Source organism: Pseudomonas sp. 1121_17 (assembly GCF_052850745.1).
This window is the reverse complement of the sequence record NZ_VXCX01000002.1, coordinates 551964-568853: the sequence shown is the minus strand read 5'-3', so window position 1 is coordinate 568853 and position 16890 is coordinate 551964. Positions and strand designations below refer to the sequence as shown.

The following is a 16890-nucleotide window of genomic DNA, read 5'->3' as shown; positions in this document are numbered from 1 at the left end:
CGATTAATAGCGAAGAGCTTGTCCATGCTGATCATGGTGGCGTCCTTATCGAGGCTGGCAGGAGAGGGGGGCTTGCAGGGCGTCAGCCAGCGGACGTTTGAGCTCGCTTGCTTCGGCAACGGCTTGCTTCCATGCGGCCGACTCAGCCAGCGCATCGCCGTTGAGGGTCATCATGGTCACGTAGCTGATCAGGTCCTGCTGGCGGCTCAGGCCAGCTTTGCGCGCTGCAGTCAAATGCGCGCGAGCAATGCCTAGGCGAATGGTGTGGCATTGGCCGGTCATGCCCGCAGCTGCCATCGCGGTGCCGATGGCGTCGGCCAAGGTGTATTCCAGCGGATCGCCGGTCAGCGCCTGCCAGCACGCCGAGTCCAGCTCGAAGGCGTCGCCTTGGCTGGTCGGCGCGCGATCCTCTCCCTCGAGGCATACCCAGCGCTCGCGACCTGGGTCAGGTACCGGTAGCCATATTTTATGGACAGGCGCGAGCCACTCGCGTACCGCCGGCAAGTCGCGCCGTGCATGCAGAACCTGGAGACTGCGCGCGATGTGCCAACGCAGCAGGTAGCTATTGCCATCAGGCGCAACCGTGCGATTGGCCTGGCTCAGGTGCACGAGCAATTCTGGCGGCGGCATCGCACTGACGACCCACGCGCAGATGCCCTCTTTGCCATAGTGCTCGACATCCCAGTAGTTGCTCCACTGACCGTCCAGGCCGTAGTGGGGCGCTGGAGTGATCAACCGCGGCCCAAGCGCCTGCAGGTTGGCGAATTCGGGCTGCTGAAGTAATGGCAACGCGTATTCCTTGATACGGCGCAGCAGTTCGCTGCGATCTCGCTCGCTCAAGCGGCTTATCTCGACGATGCCAGTCAGGCGGTAACGCGGGTTGCGCAGTACTTCGACGATCTCGTTTCCAAGATTTGTGGCTGTTGTGTTCATGCGTTGACCCCTTCGAGGCGGACAACACTGCGCCCCTCTTGAATCGCTTTGAGCAGGCAACTCAGGCAGACAGGCTCACCCGGTTCAGGCTTGCCGCTGATGCTGAAGGCGTAGGAACTCCCCTCAGGTGCTTGACCGATAGGCCCTTTGAAATTTATCGCGACACCGTCGAGGGTTATCCCGGAAGCATCCAGGCGTAACGTGCCGCCCGGCGATTTGATCGAGAAGCTGCCAGCGACCTCGATCTCGAAGTCCTGGGTCTGGTAGCGAATCGCTTGGCCGGCTTTCAGGTCGACGTGGCCAGCGACCTTGTGTTCTAGGTGCCCGCCGATATCGACGGTGTGGTTGGCAGTTGTGGTGTCGCGGCGGTGGTTGCCGACCTGCTCGATGCGGTCCTGAGCGATAGTGATGCTGTGGTGGCGGCCGATTTCGAGGACGTCATCGCGACCAGTTTGATGCTGACGATCCTGACCAATCGAAACCTTTTCATCATTGCCGATCGACTCTGTGCGGTCATGGCCGACGTTGAGGGTTTCATCACGCTCGACTTGCTCAGCGCGATCATTGCCGACTTTGGTGGTTTCGTTGTGCCGGACTACGTTGTTCTGGTCTTTCTGGGCGTGAATGAACACCTCTTGCCGGTCCAGCTCATCCTCGAAGCGCAGCTCATTGAAGCCTTGCCCTTTGTGGGTCTGGCTTTTGATGGTCATACGGGTCTTGTGCTGCGGCAGTTCATAGGGCGGCAGCTGGTTGGCGCAGTAGGTGCGGCCGGTAATCAATGGCTGATCGGGATCGGAATTGACGTATTGAACGATCACTTCCTGGCCGATTCGCGGTATGGCCATCGACCCCCAACTGCCGCCTGCCCAGCCTTGGGCGACGCGGATCCAGCACGAGCTGAACTGGTTGTCCTTGCTTTCTCGGTCCCAGGGAAAGCTGACCTTGACCCGCCCCCACTGGTCGCAATAAATCTCTTCCTCGGGCGGCCCGACCACCGTCGCCATGTGCGGCCCGTCAATGCGCGGCCTGGCCAACAACGCGGGCTTCCAGTCGATGCGGCCCGGTACCAGCTCAGCATGCTGAACATAGTGTGTGCCCTGATCGGCATCCGCCGCTTCTTCCTGCAGACTGGTGAACTGGCTGCCGACGTGACGCACGCTGATCACCCGCCAGTGGGCGTTGAGGTCCTCACGGGGATGATCGATCAGATTGAAGCTCAGCCCAGGTTGCAGACGAACATCGTCGCCTTCGACTTCAGCCAGGCGCACCGCGTGGCGGCGTGCGGTCAGACGCGTCTGGGTGAACGGCTTGCCAACCACATCGAGGTTGTAGCGGCCGGGATAGTCGAAGCGTTCGTACTTGTTGCAGGGCAGCTTCCACTGGCTGGCAACCACCCCGTGTTGTTGGCGGTAGGCTGGCCGCAGGAAGGTATAGTCGCGCTGCTGCTGGTGAGTGGTTGCCACCTGCTCGCAATAGCGAAGCCTGCGCAGGCAAGGGCCGGCGGGATCGCCGCCACTGTTGGAGTGATACAGCACGCTGAGCGGATCGGCAGTGTCATGGTCGGCATTACTGCGTAGATCGTCTGCGGGCTTGATGACGCTTCTGTTGATCTGCCCGAGGCTCATCACCCGGTCGGTAACGCGCAGGGTGTGGGCAGTAGCGCTGTGGTCAAAGCTGTAGATGTAGCCTTCTTCTGCAGCCAGACGTGCAATGAAGTCGAGGTCGGTTTCGCCGGCTTGCACGCAAAACTCGCGGACCTGGTGCTCGCACGTTGTGCTGAATTCGATCTGGGTCAGGCCTTGACGCTTGAACATGACCGCGAGGATCTGCGCTGCGGGCTGCTGCTGGAAGATTCGCCAGTTGGAGCGCAGGCGTGCGCGTGCCAGTTGTGGTTCGATGACGGCTTGATAGCGGGTGCGATAGAAACCACTTTCGCCCTGGCTGAGGCTGCTGATCAAACCATGCACGTAGCGCACTGGCTGCTGGTCGCGGCAAATGGTGAACAGCGCTGGTTTGTCAATCAGTTCGGCGAAATCGACATCAACTCGGTAGCAGATCAGCTCCAGCGTGAGCTTGAAAGGCGTGCTGAGGGTTTCTTCGAGAGTGAATGACACCACTTCGAACGGCGTGCGGCTGGCCAGAGGCTCGAAGCAGAAGCTCAGGTCGGATTGGCTGGGCATGGGACGTCCTTTTCAGCGTCTGCAAGCGTCGCCGATAGGGCCGATGAGTTGCCGACGGGGCTGGGGGCTGGCCGCTGTTTTCACGGCTTTGATTGCCTGCCAACCTTACCGGTGTAGGGCTTTTGACGGACCTATCCGGCTTCTGATAAGGATGTAGGAAAATTCGCTATCGAGGGTGAAAGGCTACCCGGCTGGCTGCCTAGCCCCGCCGCGTCGGCAGCAACGCCAACGCAACCCCACCGAGCACCACCAGCGAAGTCAGGCCCAAGCGCCAGATCAGTGGCTCGCCGAGCAACAACACCCCACCAAGCGCTGCCACCACCGGCACACTCAACTGCAGGGTCGCCGCCTGCTGCGAGCTGATGTACTTGACCACGCTATACCAGAGGCTGTAACCGGCACCGGAGGCCAGCACGCCTGACCCGAGCGCATACAGCACGCCTTCGCCGCTCCAGCGCAGCGATGCGCCGCTCAGCGCCATTGCCACAACAGCGACAAGCACCAGCGGCAGGCTGCGCAGGAAGTTGCCTGCAGTGGCCGCCAGCGGGTCGGCTGACCCTTTGCCCAGCAGTGAATACGCGCCCCAGGCAATGCCTGCGGTAAGCATGACCAACGCGCTGGCAAGCGGCGGTGCGTCGGTGCCGGGTAACAGCAATGCAAGCAGTCCAGCGAAGGCAATCAACATCCCTAGCAGCACCTTGCGCTGCAGCGGTTCGCCTCGCCACATGCCGAAAGCGAACATGCTGATCTGTACTGCCCCGAACAGAATCAGCGCGCCGGTGCCTGCACCCAGTTGCAGGTAGGCGAGCGAGAACAGCCAGGCATAGGCGAACAGGGCCAGTCCTCCGGCCCAGCTGCCTGCCGGATTGCGAGGCCGCCGAGTGCAGTGCAGCAATGCGGCGAGCACTACCGCGCCACTGCCGAGCCGGATCGCCGTGAAGGCGGTGGCATCAATGGCGCCTTCGCGCAGGGCCAGACGGCAGAATACCGAGTTGGCGGCAAACGCCAGCAAACTCAGAAGAATGGGTAGCAGCAGCGATCGGTGGGTTACCGGCACGCTGAACGTGGTCTTGTCGTGCATAAGCAACAGGGGCCTGAACGGCTTGGCGAGCAAGCCTGCGTCGGGTGGTCGTGGACGTAGTCTTGCCGGGCTTGGGCTGGACCGCAACGGTACTTTCGAGATGTATTGCTTCGGTGTGTGCACGAATCATCTGTGCCAGGCCTGATTGCTCGACGGCAGATGGCTATCTAAGCTGCAACGGCATTCCACCAACCAGGGAAATTGGCCATGTCCGCACGAATCGTTCTGACCGACACCGGCACCACAGATGTAATGCAACTGGAGACAGTGCAACCGCAGCAGCCGGGGCCGGGTCAGGTCTGGCTTGAACAGACCGCTATCGGCGTCAACCCGCTCGACCTGCTGCAACGCAAAGGTGCTGCGCCGCTGGTGCTGCCAAGTGGCTTGGGGCTGGAGGGTGCAGGGCGGGTAACGGCTGTGGGCGAGGGCGTCGCCTCATTGCAGGTTGGCGATCGGGTTGCCTATGCCACCGGCCCGATTGGCAGCTACGCCAGTGGCCGCTTGTACCCGGCCGAGCGTCTGGTCAAGTTGCCGGCCTCGGTCAGTGAAGAACAGGCCGCCGCAGTGCTGTTCAAAGGCATCACCGCACAGTACTTGATCAAGACTACCTATTCAGTGGGTCCCGGCACTCAGCTGCTGGTCTACGGTGCTGGTGGCGCGGTGGGCCAGTTGCTGGTGGCGTGGGCCAGGCACTTGGGGGCGACGGTGATTGGTGTTGTTTCCCGGCCTGAAAGTGTCGGTCGCGCAAAGGAGGCAGGCTGCGCGCACGTGCTGGTATTTGATGCGGCGACCTTGGCCGCCCAAGTCAAGGAACTGACTGCGGGGCAGGGCGTGGACGTGGTGTATGACAGCATCGGTAAAGTTTCGCTGCAGGCCTCACTGGACAGCCTGCGAACGCGCGGGCTGCTGGTGTCGTTCGGGGCGACCTCGGGTGCCCCAGCGCCCATCGAGGTGAGCATGCTCAATGCCAAGGGCTCGCTGTACCTGACACGGCCATCGCTGGCCGCCCATACCCAGACTGCCGAGGAATATCAGCAGCGCGCGGCAGACGTGCTGGAGGCTGTCAGCCAAGGTATCATCCTGCCGCGTATCTGGCGCCGCTACCCGCTGGCTGATGTTGCCCAGGCTCATACGGACCTGGAGCAGGGTCGTTCCGAGGGGGCACTGATACTGATCCCTTGACTTTGTTTGAGAGCCTTCCCATGGACGCCTTCGACAGCCGCCGCGCGGATGAACTGGCAAGCTTGCTGGCCTTGCACGAGCAAGGTTCATTCGCCGCTGCCGGGCGCCAGCTCGACCGCCACCCGTCGGTGTTGTCGCGGCGTTTGAGTGCGCTCGAGCAGCGCCTGGGAATTCGTCTGGTCGAACGCACTACCCGCCAGTTGCGTTTCACCGATGAGGGCGAGCGACTGGTGCAGCGGCTGCGCCAGGCGAGCCGCTTGATCGATGAAGCCGAGCAGGAAGCGGCCGAGGGCGCTGCGACCGTTCGTGGTCGTCTACGCCTGGCGCTGCCGGCGGCGATGGGCAGGCGCTGGCTGAGTGGGCTGCTGGCCGACTTCGTCCTGGCGCATCCGCAGGTAACGATGGAGGTCGAGTACTCAGACCGTTTTGTCGATCTGGTGGCTGAAGGTTTTGACGCGGCAATCCGTATCGGTGAGCTGGCAGACAGCCGTTTGGTGGCAAAAAAGCTCTGCGATCATCTGCGCATTCTGTGCGCATCGCCGGAGTACCTGGCCAAACATCCCACGCTTCAAGTTCCTGCTGACCTTGCCGAGCATAACTGCCTGGGTTTCAGTGGCTTGCGCTCGTTTCCTGAATGGAACCTAACGGCCGGCGCGCAGCACGTAAGAGTCAAGGTCTCAGGTTCACTGCGCAGCAATGACAATGAAGCCTTGCTGGAGGCTGCCCGCCGGGGTGTCGGTATTATCGCTGGCGGCGACTGGTTGATGATCGAAGACCTGGCCGTCGGTAGGCTGGTACGCGTGCTGCCAGACTGGCAACTGGATGTCACGGCCGGAATCTACCTGGTACGGCCCTCGGCGCGATTGCACACTGCAGCCGTCGGCGCCCTCAAGGACTGGCTGCAGCGCTCATTCCATGCAGGACCGCCGTGGCGAATCAAGGCCTAGAATATTTATCATGAAGTTCTTATAACTTACTGATTTAGAACGTTATCGCTTGGCAATTGCGTGTTGCACGCACTGGTCATAATAGGTTTTCTTGATGGCTGCAGGCTTGAGTCGAGAGCGGCTGTTGTAGGTCTGTTCCGTGATCCCGAAGGCGGTCATGCGCATCCACGGTTTGGGGAACTTGCGCGCCTGCAGGCGCTTGCGTGTGGCGTACACGTTGATCCCGGAAAGCTTGGCTTGCTGCGCCTCGGCGGCAATCTGCGACCCCCAGCTACACACGTTGCGATCGTTCTGGCTCAAGGCTTTGGCCTGGGCTGTGATAGCGAAGGTCGCCAGCAGGCAGCCGGCCATGGTTGCTAGAAATACCCGCATGATGCTGTCCTAAGCTTCTGAAGGAAAAAGAAGTTTGCCTTCGCTTTCGAGGTTTGGGGGCCAGCAATTTGCCGCCATTCAGCACGGGCGCCGAGGTGCGAAACAGGCAGTGCCAAAGTATCAGTAAAAACCCGCATTCTGCGTATGTGATCGTACAACTGCTTGCGCTATCATGGTGCCTGTCTCTCAAGGTGAACTACAGGGCATGACAGAGCAGCAGGTACAGGCAAGGACCCGGCGCAAGCCGCGCAGTCTGGCCCAGGAATTGGTCACGGTGCTGACCGAACGCATCCGCAGTGGTCAGCTCAAGCGCGGCGACAAGCTGCCGACCGAGTCGCAGATCATGGCTGAGGAAGGCGTCAGCCGCACCGTAGTGCGTGAGGCTATCTCGCGGCTGCAGGCTGCCGGGCAGGTCGAGACTCGTCACGGTATCGGCACGTTCGTGCTCGAGGCCTCACCTGGCAGTGGCTTGCGCATCGATCCTGCCACCGTGGTCACCTTGCGTGAAGTGCTCGCGGTGCTGGAGCTTCGCATCGCCCTGGAGATCGAGTCTGCCGGGCTGGCGGCGCAGCGCCGTACCGACGAGCAGTTGAGCGGGATGCGTGCGGCCCTGGATGAGATCAACGAAGGCGCTGCGCATGCGTCCGATGCGGTATCGGCAGACTTCCAGTTCCACCTGCGGATCGCCCAGGCCAGCGGCAATCACTATTTTGCCGACATCATCAATCACCTCGGCACCAGCATCATACCGCGCACGCGGCTCAATTCGGCGCGTATTGCCCAGGATGACCAGGCGCATTACATGAGCCGTCTGCGCCACGAGCACGAAGCGATCTACGAGGCGATTGTGCGGGGCGATAGCGAAGGGGCGAAGATGGCGATGCGCATGCATCTGTCCAATAGCCGTGAGCGGCTGCGCCAGGCGCATGAGGCTGCAGAGGCGCAAGGGGTGTAGATTTCTGGGGCCGCGCAGCGGCCCCAAAAAGCTTAAAGCGAGCCGTCACTCCACTGCCCATTCACCAACCGACGCAATCCCAGCGGATTGCCATCCTTGAGCGCCTCAGGCAGCAACGCCTGCGGGTAGTTCTGGTAGCACACCGGCCGCAGGAAGCGATCGATCGCCAATGTCCCCACCGAGGTCCCGCGCGCATCCGAAGTTGCCGGATATGGCCCGCCGTGGACCATCGCATCGCAGACCTCAACGCCAGTCGGGTAGCCGTTGACCAGGATCCGGCCAACTTTCTCTTCGAGCAGCGGGACCAACCAGGCATACGCCTCGAAGTCTTCTGCCTCGCCGATCAGGGTTGCGGTCAACTGGCCACGCAGGCCTTGCAGGGCTGCGCGCAGTTGATCGTTGTCCTGCACCTCGACCGCCACGGTGGCCGGGCCAAACACTTCTTCCTGCAGCAGTGGATCGGCATTGACCAGCAGGCTGGCGTCCGCTTTGAACAGCTGAGCACGCGCCTGTGAGCCTTCCTGCGCCTGGCCCGCCAGGTGTTCGATACCGGCATGTGCCTGCAGATGCTCGAGGCCGCTGACATAGCTGCGCAAGCCGCCGGCGTTGAGCATGGTCTGCCCGGCCTGAGCGTCCAGCGCCTGGCCAACATTGGCCAGCAAGGTGCTGAACTCAGCGGAACGCAGGCCAATGACCATGCCTGGGTTGGTGCAGAACTGCCCCGCGCCCATGCACACCGAGCCTGCCAGCTCGCGGGCGATGGCTTCGCCACGCTTGGCCAGCGCGCCCGGCAGGACGATCACCGGGTTGATGCTCGACATCTCGGCAAATACCGGGATTGGCTGCGCACGTTCTGCGGCCATGCGGCACAGTGCGTCGCCGCCTTTGAGCGAGCCGGTGAAGCCAACCGCCTGGATCGCCGGATGCTTGACCAGCCACTCACCGACGCCGCCCCCGAATACCATGTTGAACACGCCTTTGGGCATGCCAGTGCGCTCGGCGGCGCGGGTGATCGCGCAACCGACCAGGTCGGCCGTGGCCATGTGGCCGCTATGCGCCTTGAACACCACCGGGCAGCCTGCGGCCAATGCTGCTGCGGTGTCGCCGCCAGCGGTGGAGAAGGCCAGCGGGAAGTTGCTTGCGCCAAACACCGCGACCGGGCCGACACCAATACGCATCTGGCGCAGATCGACCCGCGGCAAGGGTTGACGATCAGGCAGGGCCAGATCGATGCGCGCACCGAGGTAGTCGCCACGGCGCAGCACCTGTGCAAACAGGCGCATCTGGCCGCTGGTGCGGCCGCGCTCACCCTGGATGCGGGCAGCGGGCAGGGCGGTCTCGCGGCAGACGATGGCAACAAAGGCGTCGTCCAGTTCGTCCAGCTCGGCGGCGATGGCGTCGAGGAATTCGGCGCGACGGGCGGGTGCCAGCTGGCGGAATTCAACGAATGCTGCGGCGGCAGCGCGGGCGGCCTGGTCCACTTCGGTTTCGGTGGCCTGCACGAAGTTGTACGGCAGCGCTTCGCCAGTAGTGGCGTCCAGGCTTTGCAGGCGTTGGCTGCCAGCTGCGCTGCGCTGGCCGTTGATGAAGTTGTGGCCGAGAATCTCAGGCATGTCTTGCTCCTGTTGAGGTACCAATGGATAGGACAGATCCCTCTGCGGCCCACGCTGCAAGCGCGGCGGCAGAGGGCAAAGCGATCAGGTGATCGGTGCCGGGTTGAACAGGGTGATGTCGTTGTGCAGGCGGTGCTGTTCGGCCCACGTCTGCTTGCGGCCGCTGGCCACGTCCAGGTAGTAATGGAACAGCTCCCAGCCCAACTCTTCGATGCTCGAGCGGCCGGTGGCGATGCGCCCGGCGTCGATGTCGATCAGGTCTGGCCAGCGCTGGGCCAGCTCGGTGCGGGTACACACCTTGACCACCGGCGCCATGGCCAGCCCGTACGGCGTACCGCGGCCGGTGGTAAACACGTGCAGGTTCATCCCCGCCGCCAGTTGCAGGGTGCCGCAGACAAAATCGCTGGCAGGGGTTGCGCAGAAGATCAGGCCCTTGCGCTCGACCCGTTCACCCGGGCCAACCACTCCTTGAATGGCGCCGCTGCCGGACTTGACGATCGAGCCCAGCGACTTCTCGACGATATTCGACAGGCCACCTTTCTTGTTGCCCGGGGTGGTATTGGCGCTGCGGTCGGCCGCGCCTTGCTCCAGGTAACGGTCGTACCAGTCCATCTCGCGCACCAGTGCATCAGCTACGGCCGGTGTTTGCGCGCGGGAAGTAAGCATGTAGATGGCATCGCGGACTTCGGTTACTTCCGAGAACAGCACGGTGGCACCGGCGCGCACCAGCAGGTCGGCGGCAAAACCCAGCGCGGGGTTGGCGGTGATACCGGAGAAGGCATCGCTGCCGCCGCATTGCATGCCCAGGATCAGCTCTGCGGCCGGCACGGTCTCGCGGCGGCGCTGGTCGAGCTTGATCAGGCGCGCTTCGGCCAGCGCCATGATCTGTTCGATCATTTCGACAAAACCGAGGCTGGCGTCCTGCAGGCGGTACAGCCACGGGTCGCTGAGGTCTACCGAGGGGTCGTTTTCATGCATGACCTGGCCGGCCTGCAGTTTCTCGCAGCCCAGGCTGATAACCAGGGCTTCGCCGCCCAGGTTCGGGTTACGCGCCAGGTTGCGCACGGTGCGGATCGGGATGTAGGCATCACGGGCATTGATTGCCACGCCGCAGCCATAGCTGTGGGTCAGTGCCACCACATCATCGACATTGGGGTATTTGGGCAGCAACTCGCTGCGGATGCGCTTGACCGCATGGTCGAGCACGCCGGTCACGCACTGCACGGTGGTGGTGATGCCAAGAATATTACGCGTACCGACGGTGCCATCGGCGTTGCGGAACCCTTCAAAGGTAAAACCCTCCAGCGGCGGCAGAGGGGCAGGGACAGCGTCACAGCGCGGCAGGCTGTCGAGTTCGGGGGCGGCGGGCATCGCCAGCTGGCTTTCCTGCACCCAGCTGCCTTTGCGCAGCGGTTCCAGGGCATAGCCGATGATCTGCCCGTAGCGCCGCACCGGTTCGCCCTGGGCGATATCCAGAGTGGCGACCTTGTGGCTTTGTGGTACTGCTTCAACCAGGGTCAGGCCGTCGGCAAAGCGGGCGCCTTCGCCCAGGCCACCGTCGTTGACCACCACCACTACGTTGTCATCCTCGTGCAGACGCACGTAGCGGGGCGAGTCGGAAGTTTCGATCAGCTGCATGTTCAGGCCCTTCTTGTAGTTATCTCAGGCTTTGTTCGAGACGCCTGCACCCGCTTCAGCAGGTGCAGGCGCAATCACTCAGTGGCGCGAGCTGGCCAGTTCGCTGCTGGCCGGCTGAGCCGGTTCATCGTTGGGCACGTCACGCAGCTCGATACGTTTGATCGGGCCGACGATCACCAGGTAGCTCAGCACCGCGATCAGGGCGTTGGCACCGACATACACCAGTGCCCACTTGAACGAGCCAGTAGCGCTGATGATGTAACCGATGATGATCGGCGTGGTGATCGAGGCGATGTTGCCGAAGGTGTTGAACATGCCGCCGGACAGCCCCGCGATCTGTTTGGGCGAGGTGTCCGATACCACCGCCCAGCCCAGCGCACCAAGGCCTTTGCCGAAGAACGCCAGGGCCATGATCGCCACCACCATCCATTCGGCGTCGACGTAGTTGCAGATGACCATGCTGGTAGAGAGCAACAGGCCGACCACGATCGGTGCCTTGCGGGCAAAGGTCAGTGAATGACCACGACGCAGCAGACCATCAGACAATACGCCACCCAATACACCGCCGACGAAGCCGCAGATCGCTGGCAACGAGGCGATGATGCCCGCCTTGAGGATCGACATGCCGCGTTCCTGCACCAGATACACCGGGAACCAGGTCAGGAAGAAGTAGGTGATGCCGTTGATGCAGTACTGGCCAAGATAGATACCGACCATCATGCGACTGCTCAGCAACTGCTTGATGTAGGCCCACTTCGGCCCGCTGGCGCCGGCTGCCTTGGGTTTATCCATGTCGACCAGGCCGCCGTTGCGCTCGATATGGTCGAGTTCTTCGGCACTGATCATCGGATGTTCTTTAGGGTTGTAGATCAGCTTCATCCAGGCCGCCGAGAAGGCGATACCCAGTACGCCCATGACCACGAATACGTGTTCCCAGCCCCAGGCGTGGACGATCCAGCCCATCAGCGGTGCGAACAGGACAGTGGCGAAGTACTGCGCCGAGTTGAAGATGGCCGATGCGGTACCGCGTTCAGCAGTCGGGAACCAGGCCGCCACGATGCGGGCGTTACCCGGGAACGACGGCGCCTCGGCAAAACCGACCATGAAGCGCAGCATGAACAGGGCGATGATCGCGTTGGCCACCGGTAGGTAACCGACAAAGCCCTGCAGCACAGTGAACAGCGACCAAGTGAAGATACTGAAGGCGTAGACCTTCTTTGAACCGAAGCGGTCGAGCAGCCAGCCGCCGGGAATTTGCCCGAGCACGTAGGCCCAGCCGAAGGCCGAGAAGATATAACCGAGGGTGACCGCGTCTATCCCTAAATCTTTCTGCAGACTGGAGCCGGCGATCGAAATGGTCGCTCGATCTGCATAGTTGATCGTGGTCACGACGAAGAGCATGAACAAGATCAGATAACGTACATGCGTTTTTTTCGTCGCTTGCATGAAGGTGTACTCCCACTAGTTATTTTTGTGCGGGGATCGATAAAGCCGGAGCGGGCGTGGCCTCGCTCCGGTTGCGGCATTGGCAGGCCGCGGGGTCGCTTATTGCGGGCCCATCTTGTCCATCAGGGCGGCGAGCATTTCATACTCTTCGCCGGTCAGGTCGGTCAGTGGCGAACGCACTGGGCCTGCGTCGTAACCGGCGATCTTGGCGCCGGCCTTGACGATGCTGACGGCATAGCCGGCTTTGCGGTTACGGATATCCAGGTACGGCAGGAAGAAGTCATCGATCAGCTTGCCGACGGTGGCGTGATCTTCGCGAGCGATCGCGTGGTAGAAGTCCATCGCGGTCTTCGGTACGAAGTTGAACACCGCTGAAGAGTACACCGGCACACCCAGCGCCTTGTAGGCAGCTGCATACACTTCAGCGGTCGGCAGGCCGCCGAGGTAGCTGAAGCGATCGCCCAGGCGGCGGCGGATCGACACCATCAGCTCGATATCGCCCAGGCCATCCTTGTAACCGATCAGGTTCGGGCAACGCTCGGCCAAGCGCTCGAGCAGCGGCGCGGTCAGGCGGCAAACGTTACGGTTGTAAACCACTACACCGATCTTGACCGACTTGCACACGGCTTCGACGTGGTCGGCTACGCCGTCCTGGCTGGCTTCGGTCAGGTAGTGCGGCAGCAGCAACAGACCTTTGGCGCCCAGACGTTCGGCTTCCTGGGCGTACTCGATGGCCTGGCGGGTAGAACCGCCGACACCGGCCAGAATTGGTACCGAATGCTCGCACGTATCGACTGCAGTCTTGATCACCTGGCTGTACTCGCTGGCGGCCAGGGAGAAGAACTCACCGGTGCCGCCGGCGGCGAACAGCGCAGACGCGCCATACGGGGCAAGCCATTCCAGACGCTTGATGTAGCCCGCCTGATTGAAGTCGCCCTGGGCATTGAAGTCGGTTACCGGGAACGACAGCAGACCGTGGGAGAGGATGGACTGCAGCTCTAGTGGATTCATTGTTATTGGTTTCCTGTGGCGCTTTTGGGGTGGTGAATCAATGTGAGAGGTAAGTTATCGTACAACCTAAGAAATGACTAGTCCCTCGACGCAGATTTTTTCTCGTAGTCGCTTTCCGCACAAATGCGGCAGGTGCTCGCAGGGGGATAGGTGTGAGGTCAGGGCGCGGGATAGAGGGGAATAATAAAGCAGCCGTTAGTCATCATATCTCTGCACGGATGGCAGAAAAAGGATCGCGGGGACAGGCACAAGCCCACCCCGCGCTGCCACGGTAGGTATTCTGGGACCAGCAGAGGATGACCGGGGAAGCGGGGGCGGCCTTGCGCCGCCCCGCGATCAAACTAACGAAGCAGGGAGTCAGGCAGCCTGGTTACGCTTGCTGGCCTGGGACTTGCGGACCTGAGCGCGGCAAGCATCGCCAAACGCCTCGAAAATCTTGATCGAGTCAGGGTTTTTCGCCGCTTGCCACTCGGGGTGCCACTGCACAGCAAACAGGAAGGGCGAGATGCTCGGGCCATGGATGGCTTCGACCAAACCGTCTTCAGCCTGGGCGATCGGCTCAAGGCCCTCACCCAGGTTGCGCAGGCCTTGGCCATGCAACGAGTTGACCCGGATCTGGTCAGTGCCCAAGGCATCCCGCAGCCAGCTGCCCGGCTTGATGGTGACGCTGTGCACGGCCTGATATTGCACTTCAACCGGATCCTCGGGGTTTTCCCGGTGATCGTTGAAGCCCGGCTCGGCGTACACCTTCTGGTAGATATCGCCGCCCAGTGCGACGTTGATTTCCTGCATGCCGCGGCAGATGCCGAAGATCGGCAGGCCACGGGCCAGAGCCAGTTTGACCAGCGGGATGTCGAACAGATCGCGGTTCTTGTCCTGGCCTTTGCCTGGCGTCTCGTTCTCCTGGCCGTACAGGGCCGGGTCGATGTTGCTGCCGGCACCGGTCAGATAGACGCCGTCGGCCATATCCAGATAACGCTCGAGGTCATCGGTGCCGCAGCAGGTCGGAACCAGCACAGGCAGGCAGTCGGCGAAGTCGACCAGCGGGGTAATGTATTTGTGGGTCATGACCTGATAATCATGGCCTTTGCGCTCTTGGCTACCCATGGTCATCAGGACGACGGGTTTGCGCAGGGAAGTTTGCTTGTTGCCAATGTTGCTGTTGGACATATGTCACCTTGGGACAGGTACTTCCTGTCGATATTGTACAGGCGCACGGCCTGGGCCTTGTATGCGGCCTGGAGCCCCGAGCACTGCCGGCTCGCAGAAGGAGACGATGCCGGTCGGGGCTTGTCTCTAGCTTGCCAGAGCCGTTCGATATGTCAAACGAGGCGTGAGCGCTTTGGCGCCGGTTTCAGGGCGCTTGAGGGAAGTGGAGCCTTGGCTGGCAAGGGTTTGGCAGGGGTTTTGGTAAATATAATTAACGACGCAGTTGGATCATTGCAGCGCTGCAATGATCCAGCCCTTGCACTGCGCCTTATCAGTGCAGAATCTGCTTGAGAAATGCCTGGGCCCTGGCAGTTTTGGGTTGGCCAAAAAACGTCTGTGGCGGGCTGTCTTCGATGATCTGGCCACCCTCAAGAAACAGCACACGCTCTGCCACCTGACGGGCAAAGCCCATTTCATGGGTGACGCAGAGCATGGTCATGCCGGTGCCGGCGAGCTTCACCAGCACATCCAGGACCTCGGCGACCATCTCCGGATCGAGCGCCGAGGTTGGCTCATCGAACAGCATGATCCGCGGCTTCATGCACAGGGCACGGGCAATCGCCACGCGCTGCTGCTGGCCGCCGGAGAGCTGGCTGGGGTATTTGTCGGCCTGACTGGCGATGCCGACCTTGCTCAGGTACATCCGCGCCCGCTCTTCGGCGTTCTTGCGCGACAGCCCGCGCACGCTGGTTGGGGCCAGCAGGCAGTTGTCGAGCACGCTCATGTGCGGAAACAGATTGAAGTGCTGGAACACCATGCCGATTTCGCTGCGCACCTGAGCGGCCTGACGCGAAGGCTTGGCCAGGTCGATGCCGTCGACATGAACGCTGCCTTGCTCGGCGATCTCCAAGCGGTTGATGCAGCGGATCAAGGTCGATTTGCCCGAACCGGAGGGTCCGCAGAGGACGATACGCTCGCCCTCGCGGACCTGCAGATTGATATCGCGCAGCACGTGGAAGGCGCCGTAATGTTTGTTCAAACCTTCTATGTCGATCAGCACTGGGCGGCTTTCGGCTTCAGGGGCAAGGTTGGCAAGGTTCAAAGGTGCGGTCATGTTGTTGTTCTCCCGCTGGTTTAGTCAAAGCGTGCTGCGCGGTAAGGCGCAGGGTCGGTGAACGGCTGCTCGCCGGTCATCATCTCGGCGAGCAGGCGGCCGGTCACCGGACCCAGGGTCAGGCCGTGATGGGCGTGGCCAAAGTTGAACCACAGGCCCTTGTGCCGCGGTGCGGGGCCAATTATCGGGCGCATGTCCGGCAGGCAGGGACGCAGGCCCAGCCACGGCTGCTCGTCCAAGCGTTCGCCGAGCGCGGGGAACAGCCGACGAGCAAGGGCTTCACAGCGCTGCAACTGGATCTCGTTGGCCGGGGCGTCGCTGGCCGCAAACTCGATGCCGGTAGTCAGGCGGATGCCCTGCGCCATCGGCGCCAGCACATAACCACCCTGGGTGTCGCAGATCGAATGCTGCAGTTGCGCGTCGCCGCGGGTGCCATAGTGCATGTGATAGCCGCGCTTGATGCCCAGCGGAAACCGATAGCCCAGCGGGCCGAACAGCTCGGCCGATTGTGGCCCCAGGCAGACCACGACCTCGTCGGCCGTGACCGCGCCACGCTGGCTCTGCACCTGCCACTGACCGTCAAGCTGGCGCAGGCTGCGCGCATCACCATGGAGGAACTGCCCGCCGCGCTGGACGAACAGCGCGGCATAGCCGCGGGTCAGGCCGCCAGGGTTGCGCACGGTCTTCGGGTCGAGCCAGTGAATGCCGCCTACCACGCCGCCGTCCAGTTGCTGCTCGCGGGCCTGCAGTTGGTCACGTTCGAGGATTTCGTACTGCAGGCCATAGCGCGCTAGGTTTTTTACGTCCTCCTTGGCCTGAGCGAACAGCCTCGGGTCGCGAAACACTTCGATCCAGCCTTTGGCCTGGACCAGTTCGCTCAGCCCGGCAGCGGCAATCAGCGCGTCGTGTTCCTCGACGCTGCGCTGCACCAGCGGCAGCATATCGGCGGCGGCGCCGGCCAGCCGGCCGGGTGCTGACTGGCGCCAGTAACGCAGCAGCCAGGGCGCCGCCTTGGGCAGGTGCAACAGGCTGTAGCGCACATCCGGCTGGCGGTTCAGGCCATAGCGCAGCAGTGCGCCGACGTTGCGCGGGAAGGCATAGGGGATGACGCTGGAGCGTTCGATCAGGCCGGCGTTGCCATGGCTGGTGCCGCTGCCTGGCTGGTCACGGTCGATCAGAACGACCTGGCGGCCGCGCGCTTGCAACTGCAGCGCGGTGCTGACACCGACGATCCCGGCGCCCAGAACAATGGTTTGGCAATGCATGGAG

The 16890-nt window shown here is 62.3% G+C and carries 14 protein-coding genes; 3 read left to right on the top strand and 11 right to left on the bottom strand.

Translation table 11 applies throughout. The annotated features are described in order from the left end of the window. Positions 1-45 precede the first annotated feature (45 nt). The 3 genes from FW789_RS07405 to FW789_RS07395 all read right to left on the bottom strand — a co-directional run bounded on the left by FW789_RS07405 (position 46) and on the right by FW789_RS07395 (position 4194). Positions 46-933 carry a DUF4123 domain-containing protein gene (locus FW789_RS07405; RefSeq protein WP_446431233.1) on the bottom strand — a complete coding sequence of 296 codons (888 nt, stop codon included), beginning with the start codon at positions 931-933 and terminating at the stop codon, positions 46-48. Then, positions 930-3113, bottom strand: coding sequence for a type VI secretion system Vgr family protein (locus FW789_RS07400; RefSeq protein ID WP_446431232.1), 2184 nt, complete (start codon positions 3111-3113; stop codon positions 930-932). The genes FW789_RS07405 and FW789_RS07400 overlap by 4 nt, the downstream gene beginning before the upstream one ends. A 199-nt stretch (positions 3114-3312) precedes the next feature. Beyond that, positions 3313-4194, bottom strand: coding sequence for a DMT family transporter (locus FW789_RS07395; protein ID WP_446431231.1), 882 nt, complete (start codon positions 4192-4194; stop codon positions 3313-3315). Between the two features lie 207 nt (positions 4195-4401). On the opposite strand from FW789_RS07395, the gene FW789_RS07390 reads away from it, so the two are divergent. Together FW789_RS07390 and FW789_RS07385 are read left to right on the top strand one after the other, a co-directional pair. Next, on the top strand, positions 4402-5376 hold the full coding sequence (locus tag FW789_RS07390) for a quinone oxidoreductase family protein (RefSeq protein WP_207074274.1): 975 nt from the start codon (positions 4402-4404) through the stop codon (positions 5374-5376). Positions 5377-5396: 20 nt separating this feature from the next. After that, positions 5397-6323: a LysR family transcriptional regulator gene (locus tag FW789_RS07385; protein ID WP_207074273.1), complete on the top strand. Its 927-nt coding sequence runs from the start codon at positions 5397-5399 to the stop codon at positions 6321-6323. 42 nt (positions 6324-6365) lie between these two features. Here FW789_RS07385 and FW789_RS07380 read toward each other — a convergent pair whose 3' ends face one another. After that, positions 6366-6695, bottom strand: a complete 330-nt coding sequence (locus FW789_RS07380) for a hypothetical protein (RefSeq protein ID WP_103437504.1) — start codon at positions 6693-6695, stop codon at positions 6366-6368. 205 nt (positions 6696-6900) lie between these two features. Between FW789_RS07380 and FW789_RS07375 the strand changes: the two genes are divergently transcribed. Continuing rightward, on the top strand, positions 6901-7650 hold the full coding sequence (locus FW789_RS07375) for a FadR/GntR family transcriptional regulator (RefSeq protein ID WP_103437503.1): 750 nt from the start codon (positions 6901-6903) through the stop codon (positions 7648-7650). A 32-nt stretch (positions 7651-7682) separates the two neighbouring features. Here the strand turns inward: FW789_RS07375 and FW789_RS07370 are convergent, their stop codons facing one another. From FW789_RS07370 to FW789_RS07340, 7 genes are all read right to left on the bottom strand, one after another. Continuing rightward, positions 7683-9263, bottom strand: coding sequence for an aldehyde dehydrogenase (NADP(+)) (locus tag FW789_RS07370; protein WP_446431230.1), 1581 nt, complete (start codon positions 9261-9263; stop codon positions 7683-7685). A gap of 84 nt (positions 9264-9347) precedes the next feature. Further along, positions 9348-10901 (bottom strand): galactarate dehydratase, encoded by a 1554-nt coding sequence (gene garD / locus FW789_RS07365; RefSeq protein WP_150569135.1) that lies wholly within the window; start codon positions 10899-10901, stop codon positions 9348-9350. A gap of 78 nt (positions 10902-10979) precedes the next feature. After that, on the bottom strand, positions 10980-12347 hold the full coding sequence (locus tag FW789_RS07360) for an MFS transporter (protein WP_103437500.1): 1368 nt from the start codon (positions 12345-12347) through the stop codon (positions 10980-10982). A 99-nt stretch (positions 12348-12446) separates the two neighbouring features. Next, positions 12447-13358 (bottom strand): 5-dehydro-4-deoxyglucarate dehydratase, encoded by a 912-nt coding sequence (kdgD, locus tag FW789_RS07355; protein WP_103437499.1) that lies wholly within the window; start codon positions 13356-13358, stop codon positions 12447-12449. 357 nt (positions 13359-13715) lie between these two features. Next, the gene (locus FW789_RS07350; protein ID WP_103437498.1) at positions 13716-14528 is read right to left on the bottom strand and encodes a gamma-glutamyl-gamma-aminobutyrate hydrolase family protein; all 813 of its coding nucleotides are present in this window, start codon (positions 14526-14528) and stop codon (positions 13716-13718) included. Between the two features lie 310 nt (positions 14529-14838). Then, a complete protein-coding gene (locus FW789_RS07345; protein WP_277989751.1) occupies positions 14839-15621 on the bottom strand; it encodes an amino acid ABC transporter ATP-binding protein in 783 nt (260 codons plus the stop codon). A 20-nt stretch (positions 15622-15641) separates the two neighbouring features. Beyond that, the gene (locus FW789_RS07340; RefSeq protein ID WP_103437496.1) at positions 15642-16886 is read right to left on the bottom strand and encodes an NAD(P)/FAD-dependent oxidoreductase; all 1245 of its coding nucleotides are present in this window, start codon (positions 16884-16886) and stop codon (positions 15642-15644) included. Positions 16887-16890: the final 4 nt, after the last annotated feature.